Here is a 23,351-nt window from a genome sequence, read left to right as displayed (position 1 = left end):
TGCCGGCTCTTTTTGCCAACCAGAGACAAACGTTTAACTGCAAGGAGTCATAGCCATGAATACCCCTCCCCTGATCGGCCTGGTAATGGGATCCGACTCCGACTGGCCCGTGATGCAGGCCGCCGCCCGCATCCTCAAGGAGCATGGCGTCCCCTATGAGGCGCGCGTGGTCTCGGCCCACCGCACCCCGGATCTGCTGTTCGAATATGCCGCCAGCGCCCGTGAGCGTGGCCTGCGCGCCATCATCGCCGGGGCTGGCGGCGCCGCCCATCTGCCGGGCATGGTGGCCGCCAAGACCACCATTCCGGTGCTGGGTGTGCCCATCCCGACCCGCCAGCTCAAGGGGATGGACTCCCTGCTCTCCATCGTGCAGATGCCCAAGGGGGTACCGGTCGCCACCTTCGCCATCGGCGAGGCGGGCGCCGCCAACGCCGGCCTGTTTGCGGTCTCCCTGCTCTCCGTCGCGCAAGACGGCGATGCCCCCCGCTACCAGCAACAGCTCGACGGCTTTCGCGCCAACGAACGCGACCGGGTGCTGGCCCTCACGCTGGAGGACCCGGCATGATACTGCCACCCGCCACCCTCGGCATGCTGGGAGGCGGCCAACTTGGCCGCTACTTCGTGATGGCCGCCCACCGGCTCGGCTACAAGGTGGTGGTGCTGGACCCGGATCCCGCCAGCATCGCCGGTGCGGCAGCCGATCACCATATTGTTGCCGCCTATGACGACCCGACCGCCCTGCACGATCTGGCCAGCCGCTGCGCCGCCGTCACCTGCGAGTTCGAGAACGTGCCGGCCACCGCCCTGGCCCTGCTGGAGCAGTACCAGCCGGTACGCCCGGCCGCCGGCGCCGTGCGCATCTGTCAGGATCGCCGCGAAGAGAAGGCCTTCTTGAGCAGAGCCGGCATCCCGGTCGCTCCCAACCAGACCCTGCTGCCGGGCGAGCCGCTGCCGGCGCTGCCCGCCTCTCTCTTCCCCGCCATCCTCAAGACGGCCCGCGAGGGGTACGACGGCAAAGGCCAGTGGACCATTCAGGCCGCCGATCAGCTGCCGGCAGCGCTGGCCGCCAGCGGCGTACCCTGCGTGCTGGAACAGCGGCTGGCGCTGGAGGGTGAGTTTTCCCTGACCCTGGCCCGCAGCCCGAGCGGTGCCATCGGTGCCCTGCCGCTGGTGCAGAACTGGCACAGCGGCGGCATTCTGGACCAGACCCGCTCCCCGGCCAACGTACCGGCGCTGGAGGCCGACGCCAGACGCATTGCCGAACAGCTGATCGCCGCCCTCGACTACGTCGGCGTGCTGACGGTGGAGCTCTTCCTGGTGGCAGGCAAACTGCTGGTCAACGAGCTGGCGCCACGTCCCCACAACTCGGGCCACCCCAGCCTCGACAACGCCGAGTGCAGCCAGTTCGAGCTGCAGGTGCGCGCCCTGTGCGATCTGCCGCTGCCATCCCGAATCGCCGTACGCCCCGCCATGTTGCTCAACCTGCTGGGGGATCTCTGGCAGGCCGGCACGCCAGACTGGGCCGCCCTGCTGGCACTGCCCGGCGTGCATTTGCACCTCTACGGCAAGGGGGAACCCCGCCCCGGCCGCAAGATGGGCCATGTCACCATCACCGCCGCCGACTGGCCGACGGTGGAAGAGACCTGCCAGCGGGTGCGCCAGCTGTTGGGGCTGCCGCCACGCTGAGTAATGAGCCGCGCATAAAAAAGACCCGGGCCAGGTCCGGGTCTTTTCATTGCTTGCTGCGACAGGCGGGTGATCAGGCCCGCTCCACCGATACCGGCGCCGGCAGGCGGATGGTGAGGGAGAGCACCAGCGCCACCACCAGCAACACCAGGATCAGGTTGAAGGTCGCCATGAAGCCGCCGAACAGGGAGGCCACGATGGAGCCGATGATGCTGCCCAGACCAAAGCCCAGATAGATGACGCCGTAATTCTTGGTCAGGTTGTTGAGACCGAAGAAGTCGCTCACCAACGAGGGGTAGACGGTGATGGTGCCACCGAAACTGAACGCTACACAGGCCACCGCCACGAAGAACAGGTTGGCGTTGAGCGGCACGAACAGCAGCAGCGCCATGCCGGCCAGGGTAATCAGCTGGGCGATGGTAATGACCCGGATGCGGGACATCTTGTCGGAGAGGATGCCCAGCACCAGCCGGCCACCCAGGTTGGCCATGGCGATGATGGCGACGGCGTTAGCGGCGACCACGGCCGGCAGGCCCACCATGTTCTCGCCGATGTCCTTGGCCACGCCGATGACGTAGAGACCGCTCATGCAGGCGGTGAGGAACATCAGCGCCAGCATCCAGTACTGCGGCTTGCGCATCGCCTCGGCCAGAGTGAAGTCGCGGCTCTCGCTCTGCTGCACGGCGGCCGCCTGCTTGGGTGCATCCTTCATCAGCATACCGCCCACCAGCACCATGGACATGGCGATCAGCCCCCACAGCTGGAAGGTGGTCTCAAGGCCGTTGCTGGAGAGCAGCAGCAGGTTGATGTACTTGAAACCCAGGCTGCCGAGGCCGTAGGCGCCGATGGAACAGGCGGAGATCAGCCCCTTGCGCTCCGGGAACCACTTCACGCAGTTGGAGAGGGTCATCAGGTAGCCGGTACCGTCGGCAAAACCGACCAGAATGCCGGCGCAGAGGTAGAGCATCGCCAGGTTGCTGGCGTGGGCGGTGAGGAAGAAGCCGATGCCGAGCAGCACGCCGGCACCCAGGGTGACGTTGCGCACCCCGAACCGCTCCTGCAGCTTGCCCGCCAGGGAGGAAGCTACCGCCAGGGAGAGGCTGAGCAGGCCGAAGGCGAAGGCGACCTGACTCACCGGCTCGTCCAGCTTGTCGGAGAGCTGGGCGTTGAACAGGCTCCAGGTGTAAACGGATCCCAGCGCGAACTGGGTGATGATGGTCCCCAACAGGGTGAGGTAGCGGGTGCGATTCATCTCTTTGGTCATGATGCGTCTCGGTCAATGGCCTTAAGGAAACTGGGGCCACTATAGGCAAGACGCCACTCCCGCCGACCGATTAAGGCATGAAATGCAGATCGGCGGGAATGAATGACAATCAGAGCCGCATCAGCTGACGGAACGCCTTGATGTTGCTGCGGCTGACCGGCACCTCGAACGGCAGGTCATGGAGCCGGATGAGATAGGTGCTGTTGAACCAGGGCACTATCTCGCGGATCTTGTTGATGTTGACGCAGTAGGAGCGGTGGCAACGGAAGAACCCCTCGGCAGGCAGCCGGCTGACGAACTCGCTGAGGGTCATGGTCATCACGTAGCGATCATCGCGGGTGTAGACATAAGTGAGCTTCTCGTCGGCTTCCGCGTAGTAGATCTGTTCGCAGGGGGTGACGATGATGCGCTCCCCCTTCACCAGATTGACGGTGCGATTGTGCGGCGTGCCCGGCTCGCTCCCCTGCCCCGTCTGCGACTTGCCCGCCAGTTCCAGCTTTTGCAGCAGGCTGATGAGGCGCGGCTCGTTGTAGGGTTTGAGGATGTAGTCGAACGCCTCCAGCTCGAACGCCTCCACCGCAAACTCCTTGTAGGCGGTGACGAAGACGATGTGGGGCGGATGGCTCGACTTGTGCAGGTTCTTGGCCAGCAGCAGGCCGTCGATGGAGGGGATCTGGATGTCGAGAAAGACCACGTCCACCTCGTGATCCTGCAGGTATTTGAACGCCTCCAGCCCGTCCTCGAAGCTCGCCACTATCTCGATGGTGCTGTGCTGCCCCACCAGGTAGGCCAGCTCTTCCCGGGCCAGATACTCGTCTTCCACTATGATGGCTTTCAGCATGGGATTGCCCCCTGCGAGAATGCAGGAGAGGCCAGCACCTCCCGCATCAAATACTCATCCTCGACAATGATGGCTTTCAGCATGGCAACGCCTCGCGAGTCAGACACTTAACTTCAATCATGATGGCTCTCAGCATGGCATCGACTCCTGATCCGGCAGATAGAAACTCACTTCGGTACCCGGCTCCAGCCGCTTGAGGTGCAGGCCATCGCCATAGAGCAGCTTGACCCGCTGATGTACGTTCATCAGGCCGATGCTGCGGCTCTCCACCCGACCGGCGGCCACCCCGTCGATCACGGCCTGGCTGATGCCGTAACCGGTATCGCGCACCGCCACCCGGATGCCGCCTGCTAGCTGTTTCACCTCGATGGTGACCCGACCCGGCGCGCTGCGGGGCTGGATGCCGTGCAGGATGGCGTTTTCCACCAGCGGCTGCAACAGCAGGCTCGGCACCTGGATGTGCACGTCATCCACCTCGAACACCACCTCCAGCTTGTCACCGAAGCGGGCCTGCTCGATGGCCACGTAGTCGCGCACCTGCTGCAGCTCCTCCTGGATGTCGATGAGGGTGTCCCCCTTGTTGAGGTTGTAGCGCAGGTAGTCCGCCAGATTGGCAATCAGCTGGCGCGCCTGCTGGGGCCGGATACGGATCAGCGACGAGATGGCATTGAGGGCGTTGAACAGGAAGTGCGGGTTGATCTTGCTCTGCAGCGCGGTGAACTCCGCCTTGCGGGTCATCTCCTTGAGCTGCTCGATGCGCGACACCTCCATCTGGGTGGAGATGAGCTGGGAGAGGCCCACCGCCATCTCCTTGAGGGAGCTGGTGATACTGTGGGTACGGCGGTAGTAGATCTTGAGGGTACCGCTCACCGAGCCGTTTTCCCGCAGCGGAATAATGATGACCGAGTGGAAATCGGAGAGGTGATACTGGCGCAGATCGTTGTTGATGATGATCTGGTCCAGCAGCACCGCCCGCTGGGTCATGTCGCTGATGGCGTGGTGCTCGTCCAGCTCGTAGTAGTCCTTGCCCACCCCCACATAGGCCAGCACGTCGCGGGTATCGGTGATGGCCACCGCATCGGCGCTGATCTCGCTGCGAATGATGCCGCAGACCTGACTCAGGGAGTGGCGGTCGATGTTCTGGAAGAAGGGCAGCGTCTTGTTGGCGATGTCGAGCGCCAGCTTGGCCTGCTTGGCGGCAATCAGCTCCTTCTCGTCATCCAGATCTTGCACCAGCTTGATGATGAGGCCGATACAGAGCGCCCCGGCGATCATCGGGTAGGCGATGTGGCTGACGATCTCGACGCCCACCGCATGGGGCTCGGTCAGCAGCCAGATGAGCAGCATGGTGAGCCCTTCACACAACATCCCCGCCAGAATGCCGTAGAGCCAGAGCCGCGACTTGCGACAACGCAGGTGCAGCCAGGTGGCGAGCAGGCCGGCGATGATGCTGGCGATGAGGCACGGGATCGAGGTGTGGCCATCCATGTCGATGAGATAGCGGTGCAGACCGGAGATGACCCCGGCCGGAATGCCGACCCAGGGGCCAAACAGGATGCCGCCGGATATGATGGCGATGATCCGCACGTTGATGAGGGCCCCCTCCACCGGAATGCCGGTGTAGGTGCTGAACACCGCAAACAGGCAGAAGATGGCCGCCACCAGCACCAGCTCGGCCGGGGTGTGGTCCCGCTTCTGGAACAGCCGCTGGAATGGCCGGGTACGGGTCAGGAAGAACAGGGTCATCAACATCAGCGCCGCCCGTTCGAACACCGCCAACAACATCATCTGATTTTCGAGCAAAGCAGGGATTCCATATCTATGACTAAAGGGAGGACAAGGCGCGGGATCATACCCCGTATCCCGTGTCAGCTCATTCCGAATAGTGGGGTACAGATTAAGCTTCGCCGCGGGCGGGTCGATAGATGAGTGACCCCCGGCAGCGGGGTAACCTCGATATCCAGGAGATAATCATATGTCTCAGAAAGGAGTTCTGGTGGCACTACTGGCTGGTTGCTGCGCGATAGCGGCTCAGGCCGGCACGCAAACCTATCAGCTCAATTGGCCTGCCACCGCCAGCAAGAGCACCGGGATGGAAATCTCGCTCACCCACCCAGGCCAGCAACCGGTCAATTCCGTTTCCACCTCCAGCCCGGTCCAGACCGAGGCCATCAACCTCAGCAATCCGGACTTCAACACCACCTATCAATTGCAGGCTCGCACCCTGTATGCCAGTTTGCCCGAACAAGCTGGCACCGACTTCAAGCTGGTCCTCAACGGCCAGCCACTGCCACAACACCATGCCCTGCCTCTGACCCAGGCCACCCGCTACTTCCTCAGCTATCTGGCTCCGGCCGCCAAACCGGACCAGACCGGTGAAGCGGCCTATGAACTGCTGGTCTACTGGCACGGTTGACCATCCAGGAAGGCATGCCCGTCATGCCTTCATTTTCATTCCGGTTCGGCCTGCATTTGCATGATGGCCTGTCTGACGATCCCGTAGGCATGCTGCAACGGCTGCAATGCCCTCGGTAATCCCTGCGGCCCAATCCCGGCAGATTCTGTCTCGCTGCACACGGCAACCAGTTTCATCGCTCCCATGATCCTGGCCCCACCCTTCAGACGGTGCACATAGTCGAGAAAACGGGCCAGTTCACCACCTTCTGCGGCTTGCTGCAGGCCCCGCAGATCATCGTCGCTGGCCCGTACAAACTCATGCAACAAGGGCAGCATCAGCGCAGGCTGATTGCCGGTCAATGGTCCGAGACACTGCTTGATCTCCTGCACACAGCGCTCGATTTCCCGCTGCTCCTCATGCTGCATGTGGCGACACAGGCAGCGCTCCAGCTCTTCCAGCCCTACCGGCTTGAACAGGCAGTCGTCCATGCCGGCGGTCAGCCCCTCGCTCACCTGCTCCTGGCGGGCATCCGCCGTCAACCCCAGGATGAGGCAACGATGCGTACCCCGGCTCAGCTCCAGAGCCCGATACTGGCGGGTCAGTTCAAAGCCGCTCATGCCAGGCATGTTGAAGTCGGTGATCATCACGTCAAAGGGTGTGTTGGCAAACAGTGCCAGCGCCTCGCGCCCCGACTCGGCCGCCGTGGCATCATGCCCGAGGTATGCCAGTTGCTGGCTGACCAGCAGCCGGTTGGTGGGGTGATCGTCCACTATCATGACCCGCAGTCGCCGGTGATGCCCTGTCATCGTGCCCAATGCCACGGGCGTGACTGATTCGACCGCGCTCGCCAGCGGCACTTTCATCTCGATGCTGATGCACGTACCGTGGCCAGGCTCGCTCTCCAGCAGCAGCGAGCCTCCCATCGACTCGCACAGCGAGCGGGAGATCATCAGTCCGAGACCGGTCCCGGAGCGCTGGATGTGCTCGGGCTGCCTGGCCTGACCAAAAGGCTGAAACAGCCTGGCTTGCTCCGCAGGCGCAATCCCTATGCCCGTATCCCGGATCACCAGTTGCAAGGTGCACCAGCCGTCGCTGGTTTTTGATTGCAACTCGACCCGCACCGCTCCCTGCTCGGTGTACTTGATGGCATTGCTGATGAGATTGGAGAGGATCTGCTTGTAGCAGATGCCATCGATCTGTACCCAGCGGGGCTCGCCGGCGGCAAGTTCCAGTTGCAGGTTCTTTTGTCTAGCCAGCGCAGTGAATACGGTGACCACCGAGGCCGTCAGCGCCGTGATTTCATGGGGCTCCGGCCTCAGTTCAAGCCGGCCGGACTCGATCTTGGATATATCCAAAATATCGCCAATCAGGCTCAGCAGATCCTTGGCCGAACCATGGGCGATGGAGAGTGAGGTCTTGTCCTCTTCATGCAGTCGATCGCGGCGCAGGGTCAGTTCCAGCAAACCAATGATGGCATTCATGGGCGTGCGGATCTCGTGGCTCATGGTGGCCAGAAAGGTCGATTTGGCACGATTGGCCTCCTGGGCATCCTGACTGGCCAGGGCCAGCTCTTCGAGCAGCCGCAACCGCTCGCTCACGTCTATCCAGCCACCGATTCCACCCTGAACATTTCCCTCCAGGTCATAGTAGGGCTGTACCCAGTGATAAACGGCCACGGACCCCGTCGCCATGGAGAGACGATGATCCCCCTGCCTGGCACAGCGCACCGTACGCGCGGTGCTCAAATCCTCGAACAAGGGAGCCAGAAAAGGCCAACGCTGCACATCCTCCGCCATGGTGGAGCCCAGCAGACGGCTCTTATCCTCGCCAAAGAAGCTGGCATAAGTGCTGTTGCAGAGCACCAGCCGGTCCTCTCGATCTCTGGCATAGATGGGATGGGGTGTGCCGTCCACCAGATCTTCGATGAACTTGAGCTGGGCACTCAAAGCCACCTCGGCTGCCCGGCGCTGGCGCACCTGTTTGTGCAAAGAGAGGCCCCATAGGCCGATCCAGATGGTCAGCAGCATGATCAAGGCAATGATGCCGCCAAATTCCCGTACCAGCTCCTGCCAGGTGATGGCCTCCTGCTGGGTACTGACGCGCCAGCGGTTGGAGAGCCCCTCCAGCTCATCTGGCGGAATGATGGCAATCACCCGATCCAGAATGTCGCGCAACATATGCTGCTTGGGCGAAACGGCAAACGCCGCCCCGATCGGGATGGAGTCGAACAACTCGCCCGTGATGAGCAGACTGTCCGGAAACTTGCTGTTGATGTAGTACTTGGCGACCCGCAACGGCAACACGGTCACGTCGCAGGTCTCGCTCGCCACGCAGCGCAGCGCATCTTCGATCCGTTCGAACTTTCTGGTGGTCAGCTTGCCATACTCCTCCTCTATCGCCTGCTCGGAGATGAAGTCCTTGATAATGGCGACCGTACCGGTCTTGAGCAGCGTCTCCGGTGCCGTCGCCTCATGGCGGACCCCCACCACATAGGCCAGCGGGTCGAGCACAAAGGCACGGCTGAACAGGTAACGACTGCGACGCTCTTCCGATGGGCTCAACACCGCGATGTCCACCTGCCCACCATCCAGCAACTGCAACATCTGCCCTGGCGTCTTGACTGGCACCACCTCTATTTCAACCCCCAGCTTCGCTCGCAACACCTGCAGCAAATCGGCCACCACCCCGTGCAAGGTGTCATTGATGTCGAGAAAACTCAGCGGCGGCACCCCGCTGTTGACGGCCATCCGGATTTTTTTCTGCTGACCCAGCCAGGCCCACTGCTCGCTGGTCAGCTCGACCTTGCTGGCCCCGATAGAGAGGCCGCCGCCATTCCAGCGTTTGGCAATTTCCTCCCGCTTGCCTTCCAGAATTTCATCCAGTGCAATATTGATGATTTTTTTAAGCCGCTGATTTTTTCTTTCCAGCGAAAATGAAAAACCATGGGTATCTATATAAAGCGGTTTCAGTAATTGAATGCTGTCTTGATAAAATTTATTGACGATGAAGTTCCCGGAAATCATGTCCAGCATGACGGCATCGACCTGGCCATATGCAACCGCAGAAAGTGCGCTATAACGAGAGGAATACATTTTTATCTGAACCTTGGGCAGGTAGCGCATCACATCCAGCGCCGGCAGATAATACTCCGGGACGGCCACCGTTCTTATATCACGCTCCTTTACGTGTATATTCTTATATATGGCCGGATCATCCGGCATATATTTATCGGTCAACAATAATTGCTGCTCTTCTTCATAGGCATTGGAGGTGCTCAGCAGATCGACCTCTCCCCGCTTGAGCGCAGCAATGGCCGCGGCGCGAGACGGCAGATTCTTTACGACGATCTCGACACGCAACAGATGACTCAGCATGCCGACAATGTCGGCGGTGACGCCTTCGTAAGCATTGGCACGCAGGGTGATGTCCATCGGAGGATTGTCGGGCATGGGTACCCCGAGCACCAGCCGGCCACGATTTCTCAACCACAGCCAATCTTCCGCATGCAGCGGCAGGGTCTGCTTCTCGAGGTACTCGCTGTCATTGCGCGCATAGACATGCAGATAGGGCGCCGCCAGCTCATGAGCCGAAGCCCATGAAGCGCAGCAACAGACCAGCAGAGCTGCAAACCAATGCCTCATGGTCACAGCAACTCTTGACGCTTGGCCAGGCTGATCAGATCAACCATGGTGGTGACATTGAGCTTTTGCATCAGCCGACTCTTGTAGGTGCTGACCGTCTTCTCGCTCAGCAGCATGCTCTCGGCAATCTGCTTGTTGGTTTGCCCCTGGCATATCTGCAACAAGACGCTCATCTCTCTATCCGAGAGTGCCGACAAGAGATCTTTTCGATCGACTTCATGGGCATTCTTGGCGCCAGCAATCACATCGCGAGGGAAATAAAGCTGACCTTTCCCTATCTTTACCAGCACAGTTTTCAGCAAGGAAAGATCATCCAGCTTGGATATGAAACCGTTGGCACCGGCTTGCAGGCAACGCACCATAATATGATGCGTTGCTTGTGCAGACAATATGACCACCTTGATATCAGCATCCATCTCTTTCAGTCTTTTGATCACCTCAATGCCGTCCAGCCTGGGAATCCCGATATCCAAAACGACCATATCAGGCTGATATTTTCGCGCCATCAAAACTGCATCAACACCATTATCAACTTCGGCAACAATATGATGATCATCCTGCTGCAGCAGGATATTTACAGCCATTCTGATGGCGGGGTGATCATCTACTACCAATATTTTTGCCATATACTTTCCTGTCATTACTCCATTTGATTCAACGTATATTAACTACAAAGTCAGCACGTGTACCATATGGCGCTTGAATATTAATGATATGTTACGTAGTTCAAGTAACGACTCCTCTCTTGGTACCTCATTCATTTTTATCTGATATTTTTATTTATGCTCATCAAATACTTACAGAGCTATATATTCTTTTGAATCTCTATTTTTCCTTGTACTCACTCCCGCACGGCAACCCCTCCCATCCTCCCCCGTCAGAGGGACACGCCATCTAGATAAGAAAAGCACCAAAACTCTTAAAAATCAAAATCATAAGAAAAACAAAAAACCCTGATAAGAGAATGGACAAGTCTTATTTTAAGTTGCAGACAACAACCATCTTTTAGGACTTTTCCTACACAGCATTCCATCGATCCGGGCAGGTCCGTCCAGTATCTTTGCCGGCGAAAAGATGAGCTGATTGGCGAAACATTATCCTTCGGCGATCGGCAAGATTGCCTGGACAAACCCGTCCGGCAAGGTGGAAAGGGAATGCACCCTGGGTGCGTGAAATCAAACGGGTGGCAAATGCCCCCATCAGGAAATGTGTAGGAAATATCAAGATGAAAAAGACTCTGATTGCGCTGACTGTTGCAGGACTGGGCTTCGCTGCCGCCGCTCAGGCCGCCGTGGAAGCCACCCCGGCCATTGCCACCTGGAAGGCTACCGCCAAAAAGGACACCGAATCGGCGCTGGTTGTCACGCCGCTCGACAGCCTCTCTTTCCAATACGCGGAAGGGATCAAGGGTTTCAACACCGTGAACGGCCTGTTCGACGTTGCCATCAAGGGTGATGCCAGCGCCACCGACTTCACGCTGAAGGCCAAGAAGCTGAGCGGCACCCTGAACCACCTGAGCGGCGGCTCCACCGTCGACGTCGGCGTGCTGTGGCAAGGTGCTCCCGTCAGTACCACCGCCTATACCACGCTGATCGATACCGCTGCCGGCATCACGGGCGGCAACCTCTCTCCGCTGGCCAGCAGCTTCAAGGATGACACCCAGCGCAGCACCGCCCAGGGCTCGTTCACCTTCAACATCGAGAGTGCTACCGTCAACGGCACAGAAGCGGCTTTCGAGACCCTGCCGGATGGCCTGTGGAGTGGGGAAGTCAACGTCGAGTTCGTTGCCAACTGGTCCTAATTGCCGCGACGCATAGTATTCGGGGCCCTGCGGGGCCCTTTGCAATCACAGGAGTTCCCATGAACCTGAAAATGCTGTTGGCATGGATGCTGTTTATTCCCGGGGTCAGCCAGGCCATCAACGTTGGTTCCGTCACCACCTTCATCGATGCGGGCAGCCAGGATGTAGCCAAGGAGATCGAGAATGGCAGTGCTCAAGCCAGGCTGGTCACCATCTCCGTCAGCCGCATCTCTTCACCTGAAGAGGGTGGCCAGGAGATCCCGATGGAAGTGGCCGGCGAGCTGATGCTCTCGCCCAGCCGACTGATGCTGCCCGCCCATGCCAAGAACAACGTGCGTTTCTTTTACAAGGGACCGCAGGACGGCAAGGAGCGCTACTACCGCATCCGCTGGCTGGACACAGCCCTGTCGATGGACGACCAGAGCAACAATCGTCGCCAGGCGGTTGCCACCACCTCTGCCCAGATAGGCACCATTCTGGTGGTCACGCCACGCCAGCAGCACTTCGCCTACAACCTGCAAAACGGAATGTTGAGCAATCAGGGGAATGCCTCTTACCGCACCGTGGCCTACGGCCCCTGTCTGGACCGCAAGGCACAGGCGCAGTGCAAAGAGACCTACTACGACCTGCCCGGCAAGCAGCGCCGCTTCAAGAAAGTCGATATGCAGGATCCACAAAGTCATCTTGGCCTCTGGCTGGGTCAGGAATTCGTCGTCGTCAAATAACCCGTTTGTGCTGGTACTGCCTTCACCACCCGGTCGAGTGGCGGTGTTGTTTTGCCGAAATCTGAAACCATGGTGCGTGATATGTTGAAGAAAACCTGCTTGTTGCCGCTCTCATTGCTGATGGTGGTCTCCGCCTCGGCCAACAGCGCGGCGCCACTCAAGATCGCCAACGTCATCATTCCGGCCAGTTTTGCCCAGGCTCTGGCAGAAGGGCTGGCCGTTCCCGTTCGTCTGCAGTACACGGATGAAAAAAACCGGCTCGACACCCTGACCGATAACCCGATCGGCAATGCCACCCTGCTGCTGCAGGACGGCAAGCTGCATCTGCTGCACATCGATTTTGGTGCTGGCCAGCAGCAAGGTCTGCTCAACGACCAGCTGACCGCCATGCTCGCCAGTGAAGAGAAGCGCACGTTTTCTGCCGAGGGCAGCTTGCAGATAGATGCCAACGCCAGCATGCAGCTTGACCTGGTGGCCATGTTGCTGACGATTCGGGTTTCACGCGATGCATTTGGCCAGGCCAGGCAGCCGGACAACCGGGTGACCTTGACCCCGACCGTCGACACTCTGACCGGGGTGCATCGCTACAATCTGGGCTACTCCTTCAACAGCAATCGGCAAAACGGTCACAGCGACTCCAACTTCCTGCAACTGGACAGTACCGTCGGGATGGGCGCCCATCACATGGCGCTGGACGCCTCCCTCTACAACCTTGGGGAGCCAGAACAGAGCGGTGACATCTATCGTGCCATGTACGAGCGGGATCTTGACGATCGCCGCATCGCGGCCGGCATGGTCTCGACCTGGGATCTGCAGACGCTGGGGGTGGTGACCGGCCTGAGTACTGGCCGAATTTATGGGGCATCGTATGGCAACCAGGCCCAGTCACGTAAACAGAAAGCCGACACATCCACCACTCCGGTACAAGTCTTCATGCCTGCCAATGGCGAGGTCAGGGTGTACCGTGAGGATCGCCTGATCAGCCTGCAGAACCTGGCCATCGGCAACCAGAATATCGACACCTCGGCGTTCCCCAGTGGCGTCTACAACGTCACGGTCGAAGTCTATGTCGATGGACGGCTGACCAGCACCACGACCCAGCGCGTCACCAAGCTGGGCGGCAGTCTGGGCTTTACTCAGGAGTGGGGATGGCAATGGTGGGGAGGCATGATGGAAGGCGCCCAGAACAACGGCGATTCACCGCTGCTGGGAGTATCGCTGGCACGTTCGCTGGATACCCTGGAGCTGGCCACCACAACCTATGCCTTCAAGGATGCTGCGGTAGGCGAAGCCCGTGCAAACTGGCAGGCAACCGATCGTGTCAGTGCCCAGTTGCAAACCATGCTGGCCTCCGACCAATCGTGGCGCTTCGCATCCAGCCTTGCCCTGCAGGCCCATGACAATGCCTCTCTTTGGCTCAGCCAGGAGAAACTCGAGACCGGCAGCGCCCTGACGGTAAGCAACGCCGAACTCTACTCTGCCGGCATCACGCTCAATCTGGGTGGCTGGGTCAGCGGTCTCGGCCAGCTCACTTTCAACACCCTGCACGACCGCCAGATGAACAGCGATCGCAGCTATGCCGATTACTACCAGCACCTTTATGCCGGCAAATACGGCAACCTGTCACTGCGCGCCAGCCTGCAGAGCGACAGCGGTACGCTCAACGGATTCAACAACAAGAGCATCACGCTGGATTACTCGATCCCGTTCGACAACCTGTTCAGCTTTGGCATGAGCAGCAACGAGCAGGGCCAGACCACGGCCAACGTCAACTACCAGAAACGCATGGACGGCGTCATCAATCTGGCCTCGTTCAATGCCTCGCGCATGATGCACGGCAGTGATGAACACAATATGGCGCTCTCCGGCACACTCGGGTTCGAGAACAGGGTCATCGGCGGCACCATGACATTGGGCCGCGGCCATGGTGGCGACATGAATGGCAACCTGATTGCGCGCGGCGCCCTGGTCACGACGGAGGACGCACTGGTCGCCTCGAGTCGCAGCTCCTCGGGGGCCGGCTTGATCATCAATACCGGGATCGATCGCCAAGGACAGATGCTCGCCAAGGTCAACGGACAGGATTACCCCCTGCATGGCGAGCAGACCTTCCTCGCCCTCCCCCCTTACGGGGAGTACGAGATAGAGCTGCTCAACAGCAAGCGGGGCAAGGACAGCTACGACATCAATACCGGCAAGCAGCGCTACACCCTGTTTCCCGGCAACGTGGCCACCCTGGATGCGAGCAGCACCATCAAGGAGATGGTGACTGTCTTCGGCATACTCAGGGCGGAAGACGGCTCCTTGCTGGCCAATGCCCGCATCGACAACCATATCGGCACCACGGTGACCAACGAGGAGGGTGAATTCTCGCTGGATGTGGATAAAGCCAATCCCATGCTGACTTTCCGCCAAGGGAATGACTTCTGTGAAGCCGAGCTAGATCTTGAAAAATACAGCGGCGCCGCCTGGGTAGGCATCATTACCTGCCAGGGGCTGCCCACCTATGCCATGGTGAGAGAGTACTGATGATGAATCCCGCATATAAATGGCTGTTGGCGATGGTAATTGCCACCAGCTGGGCCTCGCAGGCCAGTGCCGCAGTAATAAAATATAATTTGGTCGATGCTGATCTGCGCCATTTTCTGTTTATTGAAAACCAGGAAGACCACAATCTATTTATTACACCAACCGATTATCTGGACCCACGCCTGACGGGTGGCAATGCATGGACAACTGACTCCAGGCAGGTCAGTTTGGCATATGCAGACAATGGTCATAACTACACAGTCACCAACTACAACATCGATATGTGGGAAAACGGCCCGGTTAAATATCCGTATATCAATCAGCGTTGCATAAAAAGCTGGGCTGGGTGTGACCCACAGACAGCAGAAGCGATGAATAAACCCGCCTCAGTAAATGAAACCGGATTTTTCGGATTGATGAAGGCCGCCACCGGATATGCACATGCAAAATTGAGCTCCGCTTTCTTTGGCTATCTTCGCACCATGCCTGCCGGGGGCATTTTGAACCGAGAGATGAATCTTTGCATGACCACCAGAATCTATGATGCCGCGGCCGGGGAACGCTGTATCAATCAGGATAGTGGGACCTGGTACGTCAAGCGGACCCAGCATAAAAAAGCGGGACACCTACGTTTCATACAAACCAATGCGATCAGTGAAGTGATCGTCGACAGCAATGGAGCTCCCTATGTGCTGCCCGGTTCACAAGGTTGTGAGAATTATCGGCTGGGTACACGAGATGGAGTGCTGTGCCGCTTTCTCGACTACGACTTCAATCAGGATGGCAGCCAGTCATTTTCAGACCCGTATATTTATACCAACATCAAAAATGCGGCACTCAACAGCGCCATTGTTGGCGGTGATGTACAAATGAGTGCGAATCTGACCAACTGGGCTCTTAAAGGTGCGGATTACAATGTCAGCTATCTTAGAGGGCAATCGTCCATTTATCTTTTTCTATCAAGCAACTTTTTCAAACAAGTGGTCAGGTTGGGATTACAAGAACAGCTCACCAGAAATTTGATTAACTTTAATATGCGAAATATCAAAGCGCCGGAAAGTGGATTCTATGAATTCAGCGGCACCACCGAGATCATTATAAAACCACGGGACTTCAGTGTTTCCATTCTATCCTCGGAGGGGGTGAGCAATCCCTACCGAGAAGGCAATGTGGGCAAGGATATATTGAGTTTCTCTTACAATATCTCGGATAGTGGGCCCATCAGTGCAGACATGCTTGAGATTACCGTTTCACAAGATATCGGGGCTCCGTATCAAGGTCTCTGCACTTTTTACCCCGCAGGGCAGGCTGTTCCCGAACAGGCAGTACCTATACCGACGAGATTGGTATTTGATTCGACCAACCATGGGACAGCCTCCCGACATGCGGTCCGCTGTGATCAGACGCCGCTGGATATTCGTACCTTGGGGATTCAGGACAGCCAACCTCCACAGGAATGGAATGACCCCGTCAGCGGCAAAAGCATTACCCGATTCTACAAGCTGGCACTGGAATTCGATCTGACCGATCCCATGGTGCAACGCACCATTGGCAACGACCTGTGGGAAGGGGAAGTACAGCAAAGCGGTACCATTACCATCAAAGGAACCTGGCGCTGACCATGAAGAACGACATGCATCGCATTCTCTGGTTCTTGCTGGCCGGCACGCTGAGCTCACAGGCCATGGCCATCGACATCGGCGCCATGACGATTGCCATGGCACCGAACGAAGAGTTCATCGCCCGGACCGTCACCAACAACAGTGGCTCGCCCAAGGTCTACGAAGTGCAGATGGAAAAAATCAGCAATCCCACGGCAACGGGGACAAGCGTTCCGACGGTGCCTGGCGAGCTGCTGTTCGCCCCCAAGCGCTTCACGCTGCACGCCAAGCGCATGCAGAACGTCAAACTCTACTACAAGGGGCCGGCGGATGGTCAGGAGCGTTACTATCGCATCACCTTCACCGAATCACCGGCAGCCCAGCTTGATGAAAGTGGCCAGGCCAGGCGCCGTGGTGCGTTGGAGATGAAACTCGCGCTGCAATCGACCCTGGTGGTACGCCCGCGCCAGGTGCGTTTTCAATACCAGCTGGATCCGGCAAGGAGCAGCATCACCAATACCGGCAACACCTACTTCGAATTCATGGTGAAACGGGGATGTCTGCAGGCGGACAGCGAGGCCGACAGCAAATACCTGCTGCCCGGCGAAACCTACCAGAACCCAACGATCGGCCAGGCAGGCAACCAGAAACTGATCGTCTACCAATCCCGGTTCATCCGGGTCGGCAAGGATTGCTGGCCTGACTAGCCGCTCGCAAATGGGCGACCGGGATTGGGCAGAGCCCTGGCCATCAGGATGACAATGTGGCCAGTCGGGCGGCGAAGCCCATGAAAAACAGGCCGATGAGGCCGTTGCCGAGTCTGGCGAGACGTACCTTGCGCGCAAAGAAGCGGGCCATCAGGGTACCGCCGAAGATCAACAGGGTCAGATAGACGAAGCTCATGGCCTCCAGCATGCTCGCCAGCACCAGGTAGGAGACCCAGGTGTGGGCGTAGTTGAAGTCGACAAACTGCACGAAGAAGGAGACGTAGAACAGGATCGCCTTGGGGTTGGTGAGGCTCAAGGTGAGCGCCTTGGAGAAGTAGCGCTCGCCGTGCTCGACCACGGACGCCTGCCCTTCCCGCCTGGCGATGAAGTTGGCATGCAGGATCTTCACCCCGAGGTAGAGCAGATAGAGGGCCCCCAGGTAGCGCACCAGGGTAAACAGCAGGGGGGTGGTGCGAATGAGGGAGGCGATGCCCAGATAGGCGCAGAAGATCAGAATGGCGTCGCCGACGAAGACCCCGAGGGCTGCCTGGTAGCCCGGGCCGACGCCGCGGCTCGCCCCGGTGCGCAGCACATAAATCGAGTTGGGCCCCGGCGCTATGATGATGAAGAAGAGCCCGACCAGATAAGTCCAGACATTGATGACTCCCAGGCTTTCGAACATGTTCCCTCCATGGCGGGTATGCGACGACGAGGTTTCTATACTAATCCGCCGCCCGCCGAGCACAAGTGCCGATCCGTGATCGCTCGCCCCATTCTCTCACGGCACTCTTCCCGCCCCACTTTGTGGTGTCCAGACGCGTCGGGATCAGGCATGTTAAGCCATACCCAGACTCACAGAACCCGTCCTCATGGAAAAGAGCCTCAGTACCGATCAGCCACTCGCCGCCGCTACCGCGCACGACGCCTTGAATCGCACCACCTATCCGGTGATCGCCGCCATCAGCTTCTCGCACCTGTTGAACGACATGATGCAGTCGGTGCTGCTGGCCATCTATCCGCTGCTCAAGCTCGGCCTCAACCTGTCGTTCGCCCAGATCGGCCTCATCACCCTCACCTACCAGTTCACGGGTTCCTTGTTGCAGCCGCTGATCGGCCTCTACACCGACCGCCGGCCCATGCCCTATTCATTGCCGTTCGGCATGGGCTTTACGATGATCGGCTTGCTGTCGTTGTCGCAGGCGGCCAGCTTTGGCGCCGTGCTGCTGTCGGCCATGCTGATCGGCATCGGCTCGTCGGTGTTCCACCCGGAATCTTCCCGGGTCGCCCGCATGGCGGCCGGCAGTCAGCCTGGGCTGGCCCAATCGCTGTTCCAGATCGGCGGCAACCTGGGGTCGGCCATAGGCCCGCTGCTCGCCGCGCTGATCATAGTGCCGCAGGGCCAGGGTAGCGCGGCCTGGTTCTCGCTGTTCGCCCTGGTCGGCGTCATCGTGCTCAGCCTGGTCGGACGCTGGTCCAGCCACCACGCCGCCAACTTCCATAAACGGATGAAGGCACACCTCGGCCACGGCCTGAGCCGTCGCCAGATCGGCTGGTCGCTGGCCACCCTCGGCCTGCTGATGTTCTCCAAATTCTTCTACATGGCCAGCCTGAGCAGCTATTACACCTTCTACCTGATGGACAAGTTCAGCCTGTCGCTCGACAGCGCCCAGCTCTATCTGTTCGCCTTCCTGTTTGCCGTCGCGGCGGGTACCGTGCTCGGCGGGCCAATTGGCGATCGCATCGGCCGCAAGCGGGTGATCTGGATCTCCATCCTCGGCGTCGCCCCCTTCACCCTGCTGTTGCCCCATGTCGACCTGTTCTGGACCTCGGTGCTCTCGGTCATCATCGGTCTGATCCTGGCCTCGGCCTTCTCCGCCATCCTGGTCTACGCCCAGGAGCTGGTCCCCGGCAAGGTCGGCACCATCTCCGGCCTGTTCTTCGGCTTCGCCTTCGGCATGGGGGGCATAGGGGCCGCCCTGCTGGGGCAGCTGGCGGATGCCACCAGCATAGAGACCGTATATCAGGTCTGTGCCTATCTGCCGCTCATCGGCTTGTTGACCGCTTTCTTGCCGACTCTTAGAAAGGGATAACGGGCCACCCCGCGAGGGATGCAACCCATAAAAAACGCGGCCGAAGCGGCCGCGTCTGAAGTTGATGAGGGCAAGGGTAGGTCAGCAGTACTGGCCAGCCCCCCCAGCCGCCGGGGCTACAGCCCCACGGGAAGTTGCCCCCCAAAGGCCGCTATCGCGCTCATCGACGATATAGAAGCAGCTTCCATCAGCAGTACTGGCCGGCTACCCAACCGGAAGACCAGGCCCACTGGAAGTTGTAGCCACCGAGCCAGCCGGTCACGTCCACCACCTCGCCGATGAAGTAGAGACCGGCCACCTTGCGCGCCTCCATGGTCTTGGAGGAGAGCTCGTTGGTATCCACCCCCCCTAAGGTCACTTCGGCGGTACGATAACCCTCGGTGCCATTGGGCAGGATCTGCCAATCCCCCAGCAGGGTGGCTACCGCCTCCAGCTCCCGCTCGTTGTACTGGCGCATCGGCTTGCTGACCAGCTGGCCCAGCTCCACCAACTTGTCGACGAAGCGCTTGGGCAGCTCACGCCCCAGCACGGTCTTCAGCTCCTGAGCCGGATGAGCCTGGGCCCACTCCCTGAGGGTGGCGGCGATGTCGAGCTCCGGCAGCAGGTTGATGTGGATCTTCTCCCCCGCCAGCCAAAACGAAGAGATCTGCAGGATGGCCGGGCCGGAGAGGCCGCGATGGGTGAACAGCATGGCCTCCTTGAAACAGGTGCCATCCTCGGCGGTCACCGCCACCGGCAGGCTGACCCCGGCCAGATCGACGAAGGCCTCTTTCTCGGCCTGATGCAGGGTGAAGGGCACCAGTCCGGCGCGGGTCGGCAGCACCTTGAGACCGAACTGCTCCGCCAGCTTGAAGCCGTAGGGGGTGGCGCCGAGTTTCGGCATGGAGAGGCCACCGGTGGCCACCACCAGCGAGTGACAGCTGATCTCCCCCTGACTGGTGGTCAGCATGAAACCGTCATCGGTCTTGCTGACGGTGAGGATCTCGGTCTGGAACTGCAGGGCCACGCCAGCCCAGTCGCACTCGGTCAGCAGGATGTCGACGATCTCCTTGGCGCTCTCGTCACAGAACAGCTGGCCCAGGGTCTTCTCGTGATATCTCAGGCCGTGCCGGTCCACCAGATCGATGAAATCCTGCTGGGTGTAGCGCGCCAGCGCCGACTTGCAGAAGTGGGGGTTGGCCGAGAGGAAGGCGTGGGGACCGGCCTGATGGTTGGTGAAGTTGCAGCGGCCGCCACCGCTGATCAGGATCTTGCGACCCGGCTTCTTGGCATTGTCGAGCACCAGCACGGAGCGGCCCCGATAACCGGCCTGGGCCGCACACATCAATCCAGCCGCCCCGGCACCGATCACCACCACATCAAACTGCTTCATCATCACTCACTCATCAAAAGAAAAACGGCCCCTTTATACGAAGACCGTCATTGTATCCGGCAGCAACCAGCGCCGCGGTTTCATGGCTGCCGCAATAGCAAACGGCCCCTGTTGAGAGGGGCCGTCATTGTACTGGCTGAACACTAAGTGTCCACGACTATCAGGCGTTGCCATCCATGATGCTGGCAGGGGCGCCCTTGGCCAGCTCGGCCAGCTCCTTGTCGATGAAGTAGAGTCCCTTGCCGTCTTCACCCACCAGCGACAGACGGTCGACGATACTCTTGAACAGCTTCTCCTCTTCATGCTGCTCGGCCACGTACCACTGCAGGAAGTTGAAGGTGGAGTAGTCCTGGGTGGTGAACGCCACGTGGGCCAGGCCGTTGATGCACTTGGTGATGTGGTATTCGTGCTCGAGGGTGGTGCGGAAGATGTCACCCAGCGACTTGAACTCGTGGGGAGGGGCATCGATGGCACCCAGCAGCGGCATGGCACCGGTCTCGCTCACGTAGGTGAACAGGCGCTCCATGTGCTGACGCTCCTCGACGGCGTGCTGGCGCAGGAAGTTGGCCGCCCCCTCGAAGCCCTTGTCCTCGCACCAGGCGCTCATCTGCAGGTAGAGGTTGGAGGAATAGAATTCAAGATTAATCTGCTCGTTCAACTTCTCGATCATGGCTTTGGCCAACATGATGATTCTCCACTGTGATTTGGTCACGATTGTCGCCACAGTTTCGTTATGAAGCAACCAGATACCGCTGCCAGAGCTCTCAGTTGTGACAGCTTTTCGCCTCATCCTATCCCCCATACGGTTATAGAGAAGCAAAGAAACATGGTGTAGGTGAATTCAGCCATTATGATGGCGCCAGTGGTCGGGGAAAGGATTCAATGAGATTCATAATGGCACTGGCGCTGCTCTGGATGACCCAGCTGCAGGCCACTCCCTCCTTGCTGAAAGAGGCTGAACTGCAGGCGGCGCGCGATCCCGTCGGCTATCTGCAACGCCTCGACGCCAACCCGCAGCAGGACATGGAGCAGTTTTACGCCAGAGCCCTGGCCCAGGCCGCGCTGGGGCGCTATCCGCAAGCCCTGCTCGACAACGCCCGTGCCCGCGGGCTGGCCAGTGCCCAGCAGGAGACCCTGCGTCTGCTCGACTTCCGCTTGCAGCAGATCGCCCTCACCCTGGATACCGAAGCGCCGGATCAGGCGCTCACCCTGCTGGAGCAGCTCAAACCCGCCGTCGCCGGTCATCCGCAGCAGACCTCGGAGTGGCACGCCCTCAACGGGCTCGCGCTCTATCGCACCCAGCAGCTCAGTGCGGCGATCGCCGAGCTCAAGACCGCCTTTCGCCTCAAGCAGACGATACCTGACTCCACCCTCGCCAGTCTGCAGTGCGCCCGCCTGCTGATGACCCTCGGCAACCTCTATGCCGACCTCAATCTGGCGCGGGAGGCCGAAAGCTATTACCTGGAGGCGCTGCAGCGCATGGTGCAGCTGGACGAGCCCAACAGCCAGACCATCATCCGGGCCAACATGGCGCGGCTCTATATCGATACCGATCGCCCCGCCCAGGCCAGACGGCTGCTGGACAACCTGCTCAGCAACCCGGCGCTGGCGCCGGACTACCGTGCCATCATCCTCGGCTATCAGGCCATGGCGCTCAATGCCGAGCGCGACTGGGCCGGCGCCCTGCGCGCACTGGACGAGGCACAGGCGCTCTATCAGCAACTGGGCTACCCGGAAGCCGGGGTGCGTCTGCTGGAGACCCGGGCCAGGGCACTGCAGGGCAGCGGCGAGAAGCAGCTGGCGCTGCAACTGCTGACCAGCCAGGGGCCTGCCGGTGCCGGCAGCAAGGCCTTGCAGGCCAGCCTGCTGGCGGATCAGGGGCGCTATCCCGAGGCCTACCAGGCGCTCAATGAATACGTGAACGACTACAAGCAGCACTTCAACCAGACCCTGAGCCAGCATGCCTCCGCCTTCCAGGCCGAGATGGATCTGGCCCGCAGCGAGGCCAGCAACCGGGTGCTGCAACAGGAGAACGAGAACAAGCGCCAGCAGCTGCTGCATCAGCAGAGTGCCCGCCACTACCAGCTGGCGCTGGTCGGTCTGCTGGCCAGTGCCCTGCTGCTGCTGGGCGTCACCACCCACCGGCTGCACCGCAGCTCGCGCCACCTCTACAAGCTGGCCACCTTCGATCAGCTGACCGAGCTGCCCAATCGCCGCGCCCTGCTGGAACGGCTGGCCACCCAGTGGCAGCAAGAGGGCCCGCTCACCCTGCTGATCATCGACATCGATCACTTCAAGCAGATCAACGACCGTCACGGCCATCAGGCGGGAGACAGGGCCATTCAGCGGCTGGCGCGGGAGCTGAGATCCTGGGCGCCCGACCTGCAACTGGTCGGGCGCTGGGGCGGCGAGGAGTTTCTGGTAGCGGTGCCGCTGCCGGCGGCGGATTGCTGGTATCTGGCAGAGCAGCTGCGCCAGCGCATCGGCCAGATCGACAAACCCCGCATGACCATCAGCATCGGGGTAGCCGGCCGCTCGGCCGCCGATGACGGGTTGGGCCAGCTCATCCATCGGGCCGACATGGCCATGTATCAGGCCAAGCGCCAGGGCCGCAACCAGACCATTCTGGCCGCGGAGCCGCTCAACCCGGAACAGCCGGAGGCGCTGGCCAGCAGCGTGGCCTGACTTCAGCCCCC

General features: G+C 59.9%; 18 protein-coding genes. 10 read left to right on the top strand and 8 right to left on the bottom strand.

Translation table 11 applies throughout. From position 1 onward, the window contains the following. Positions 1-55 precede the first annotated feature (55 nt). Together purE and AHA_RS00335 are read left to right on the top strand one after the other, a co-directional pair. Positions 56-565, top strand: coding sequence for a 5-(carboxyamino)imidazole ribonucleotide mutase (purE, locus tag AHA_RS00340; RefSeq protein ID WP_011704108.1), 510 nt, complete (start codon positions 56-58; stop codon positions 563-565). Continuing rightward, positions 562-1,686, top strand: coding sequence for a 5-(carboxyamino)imidazole ribonucleotide synthase (locus AHA_RS00335; protein WP_011704107.1), 1,125 nt, complete (start codon positions 562-564; stop codon positions 1,684-1,686). The genes purE and AHA_RS00335 overlap by 4 nt, the downstream gene beginning before the upstream one ends. A 73-nt stretch (positions 1,687-1,759) precedes the next feature. Here the strand turns inward: AHA_RS00335 and AHA_RS00330 are convergent, their stop codons facing one another. From AHA_RS00330 to AHA_RS00320, 3 genes are all read right to left on the bottom strand, one after another. Next, positions 1,760-2,950 carry an L-lactate MFS transporter gene (locus AHA_RS00330; RefSeq protein ID WP_016348936.1) on the bottom strand — a complete coding sequence of 397 codons (1,191 nt, stop codon included), beginning with the start codon at positions 2,948-2,950 and terminating at the stop codon, positions 1,760-1,762. Between the two features lie 109 nt (positions 2,951-3,059). After that, positions 3,060-3,791, bottom strand: a complete 732-nt coding sequence (locus tag AHA_RS00325) for a LytR/AlgR family response regulator transcription factor (RefSeq protein ID WP_011704105.1) — start codon at positions 3,789-3,791, stop codon at positions 3,060-3,062. A 129-nt stretch (positions 3,792-3,920) separates the two neighbouring features. After that, entirely contained in the window at positions 3,921-5,594 is a 1,674-nt protein-coding gene (locus tag AHA_RS00320) for a sensor histidine kinase (protein ID WP_045788751.1), read from the bottom strand. A 172-nt stretch (positions 5,595-5,766) separates the two neighbouring features. On the opposite strand from AHA_RS00320, the gene AHA_RS00315 reads away from it, so the two are divergent. Next, the gene (locus AHA_RS00315) at positions 5,767-6,207 is read left to right on the top strand and encodes a hypothetical protein (protein ID WP_011704103.1); all 441 of its coding nucleotides are present in this window, start codon (positions 5,767-5,769) and stop codon (positions 6,205-6,207) included. Positions 6,208-6,242: 35 nt separating this feature from the next. On the opposite strand, the gene AHA_RS00310 is transcribed toward AHA_RS00315, so the two are convergent. Both AHA_RS00310 and AHA_RS00305 read right to left on the bottom strand, forming a co-directional pair. Next, positions 6,243-9,830, bottom strand: coding sequence for an ATP-binding protein (locus AHA_RS00310; RefSeq protein ID WP_011704102.1), 3,588 nt, complete (start codon positions 9,828-9,830; stop codon positions 6,243-6,245). Positions 9,831-9,832: 2 nt separating this feature from the next. Continuing rightward, on the bottom strand, positions 9,833-10,456 hold the full coding sequence (locus tag AHA_RS00305; protein ID WP_011704101.1) for a response regulator transcription factor: 624 nt from the start codon (positions 10,454-10,456) through the stop codon (positions 9,833-9,835). Between the two features lie 599 nt (positions 10,457-11,055). Here AHA_RS00305 and ecpA point away from each other — a divergent pair. The 5 genes from ecpA (at position 11,056) to AHA_RS00280 (ending at position 17,193) form a co-directional block, all read left to right on the top strand. Further along, a complete protein-coding gene (gene ecpA / locus AHA_RS00300; protein ID WP_011704100.1) occupies positions 11,056-11,631 on the top strand; it encodes a common pilus major fimbrillin subunit EcpA in 576 nt (191 codons plus the stop codon). A gap of 59 nt (positions 11,632-11,690) precedes the next feature. After that, on the top strand, positions 11,691-12,356 hold the full coding sequence (locus tag AHA_RS00295) for an EcpB family pilus assembly chaperone (RefSeq protein ID WP_011704099.1): 666 nt from the start codon (positions 11,691-11,693) through the stop codon (positions 12,354-12,356). 81 nt (positions 12,357-12,437) lie between these two features. Further along, positions 12,438-14,885: a fimbrial biogenesis outer membrane usher protein gene (locus AHA_RS00290; protein ID WP_237701938.1), complete on the top strand. Its 2,448-nt coding sequence runs from the start codon at positions 12,438-12,440 to the stop codon at positions 14,883-14,885. A gap of 2 nt (positions 14,886-14,887) precedes the next feature. Continuing rightward, the gene (locus AHA_RS00285) at positions 14,888-16,504 is read left to right on the top strand and encodes a hypothetical protein (protein WP_011704097.1); all 1,617 of its coding nucleotides are present in this window, start codon (positions 14,888-14,890) and stop codon (positions 16,502-16,504) included. Positions 16,505-16,506: 2 nt separating this feature from the next. Next, positions 16,507-17,193, top strand: a complete 687-nt coding sequence (locus AHA_RS00280) for a fimbrial biogenesis chaperone (protein WP_164927500.1) — start codon at positions 16,507-16,509, stop codon at positions 17,191-17,193. 43 nt (positions 17,194-17,236) lie between these two features. On the opposite strand, the gene leuE is transcribed toward AHA_RS00280, so the two are convergent. Further along, entirely contained in the window at positions 17,237-17,875 is a 639-nt protein-coding gene (gene leuE / locus AHA_RS00275) for a leucine efflux protein LeuE (protein ID WP_011704095.1), read from the bottom strand. Positions 17,876-18,062: 187 nt separating this feature from the next. Here leuE and AHA_RS00270 point away from each other — a divergent pair, with 187 nt between their 5' ends. Further along, positions 18,063-19,283: an MFS transporter gene (locus AHA_RS00270; protein ID WP_011704094.1), complete on the top strand. Its 1,221-nt coding sequence runs from the start codon at positions 18,063-18,065 to the stop codon at positions 19,281-19,283. Between the two features lie 187 nt (positions 19,284-19,470). Here AHA_RS00270 and AHA_RS00265 read toward each other — a convergent pair whose 3' ends face one another. Next, positions 19,471-20,655 carry a BaiN/RdsA family NAD(P)/FAD-dependent oxidoreductase gene (locus AHA_RS00265; RefSeq protein WP_164927779.1) on the bottom strand — a complete coding sequence of 395 codons (1,185 nt, stop codon included), beginning with the start codon at positions 20,653-20,655 and terminating at the stop codon, positions 19,471-19,473. 160 nt (positions 20,656-20,815) lie between these two features. Then, positions 20,816-21,340 (bottom strand): non-heme ferritin, encoded by a 525-nt coding sequence (ftnA, locus tag AHA_RS00260; RefSeq protein WP_016348910.1) that lies wholly within the window; start codon positions 21,338-21,340, stop codon positions 20,816-20,818. A 209-nt stretch (positions 21,341-21,549) separates the two neighbouring features. Between ftnA and AHA_RS00255 the strand changes: the two genes are divergently transcribed. Beyond that, positions 21,550-23,340, top strand: coding sequence for a GGDEF domain-containing protein (locus AHA_RS00255; protein ID WP_011704091.1), 1,791 nt, complete (start codon positions 21,550-21,552; stop codon positions 23,338-23,340). Positions 23,341-23,351 lie beyond the last annotated feature (11 nt).

Origin of the sequence: Aeromonas hydrophila subsp. hydrophila ATCC 7966 (genome assembly GCF_000014805.1) — a bacterium.
Lineage (GTDB): Bacteria > Pseudomonadota > Gammaproteobacteria > Enterobacterales > Aeromonadaceae > Aeromonas > Aeromonas hydrophila.
This window is presented reverse-complemented; position numbering and strand designations above follow the sequence as displayed.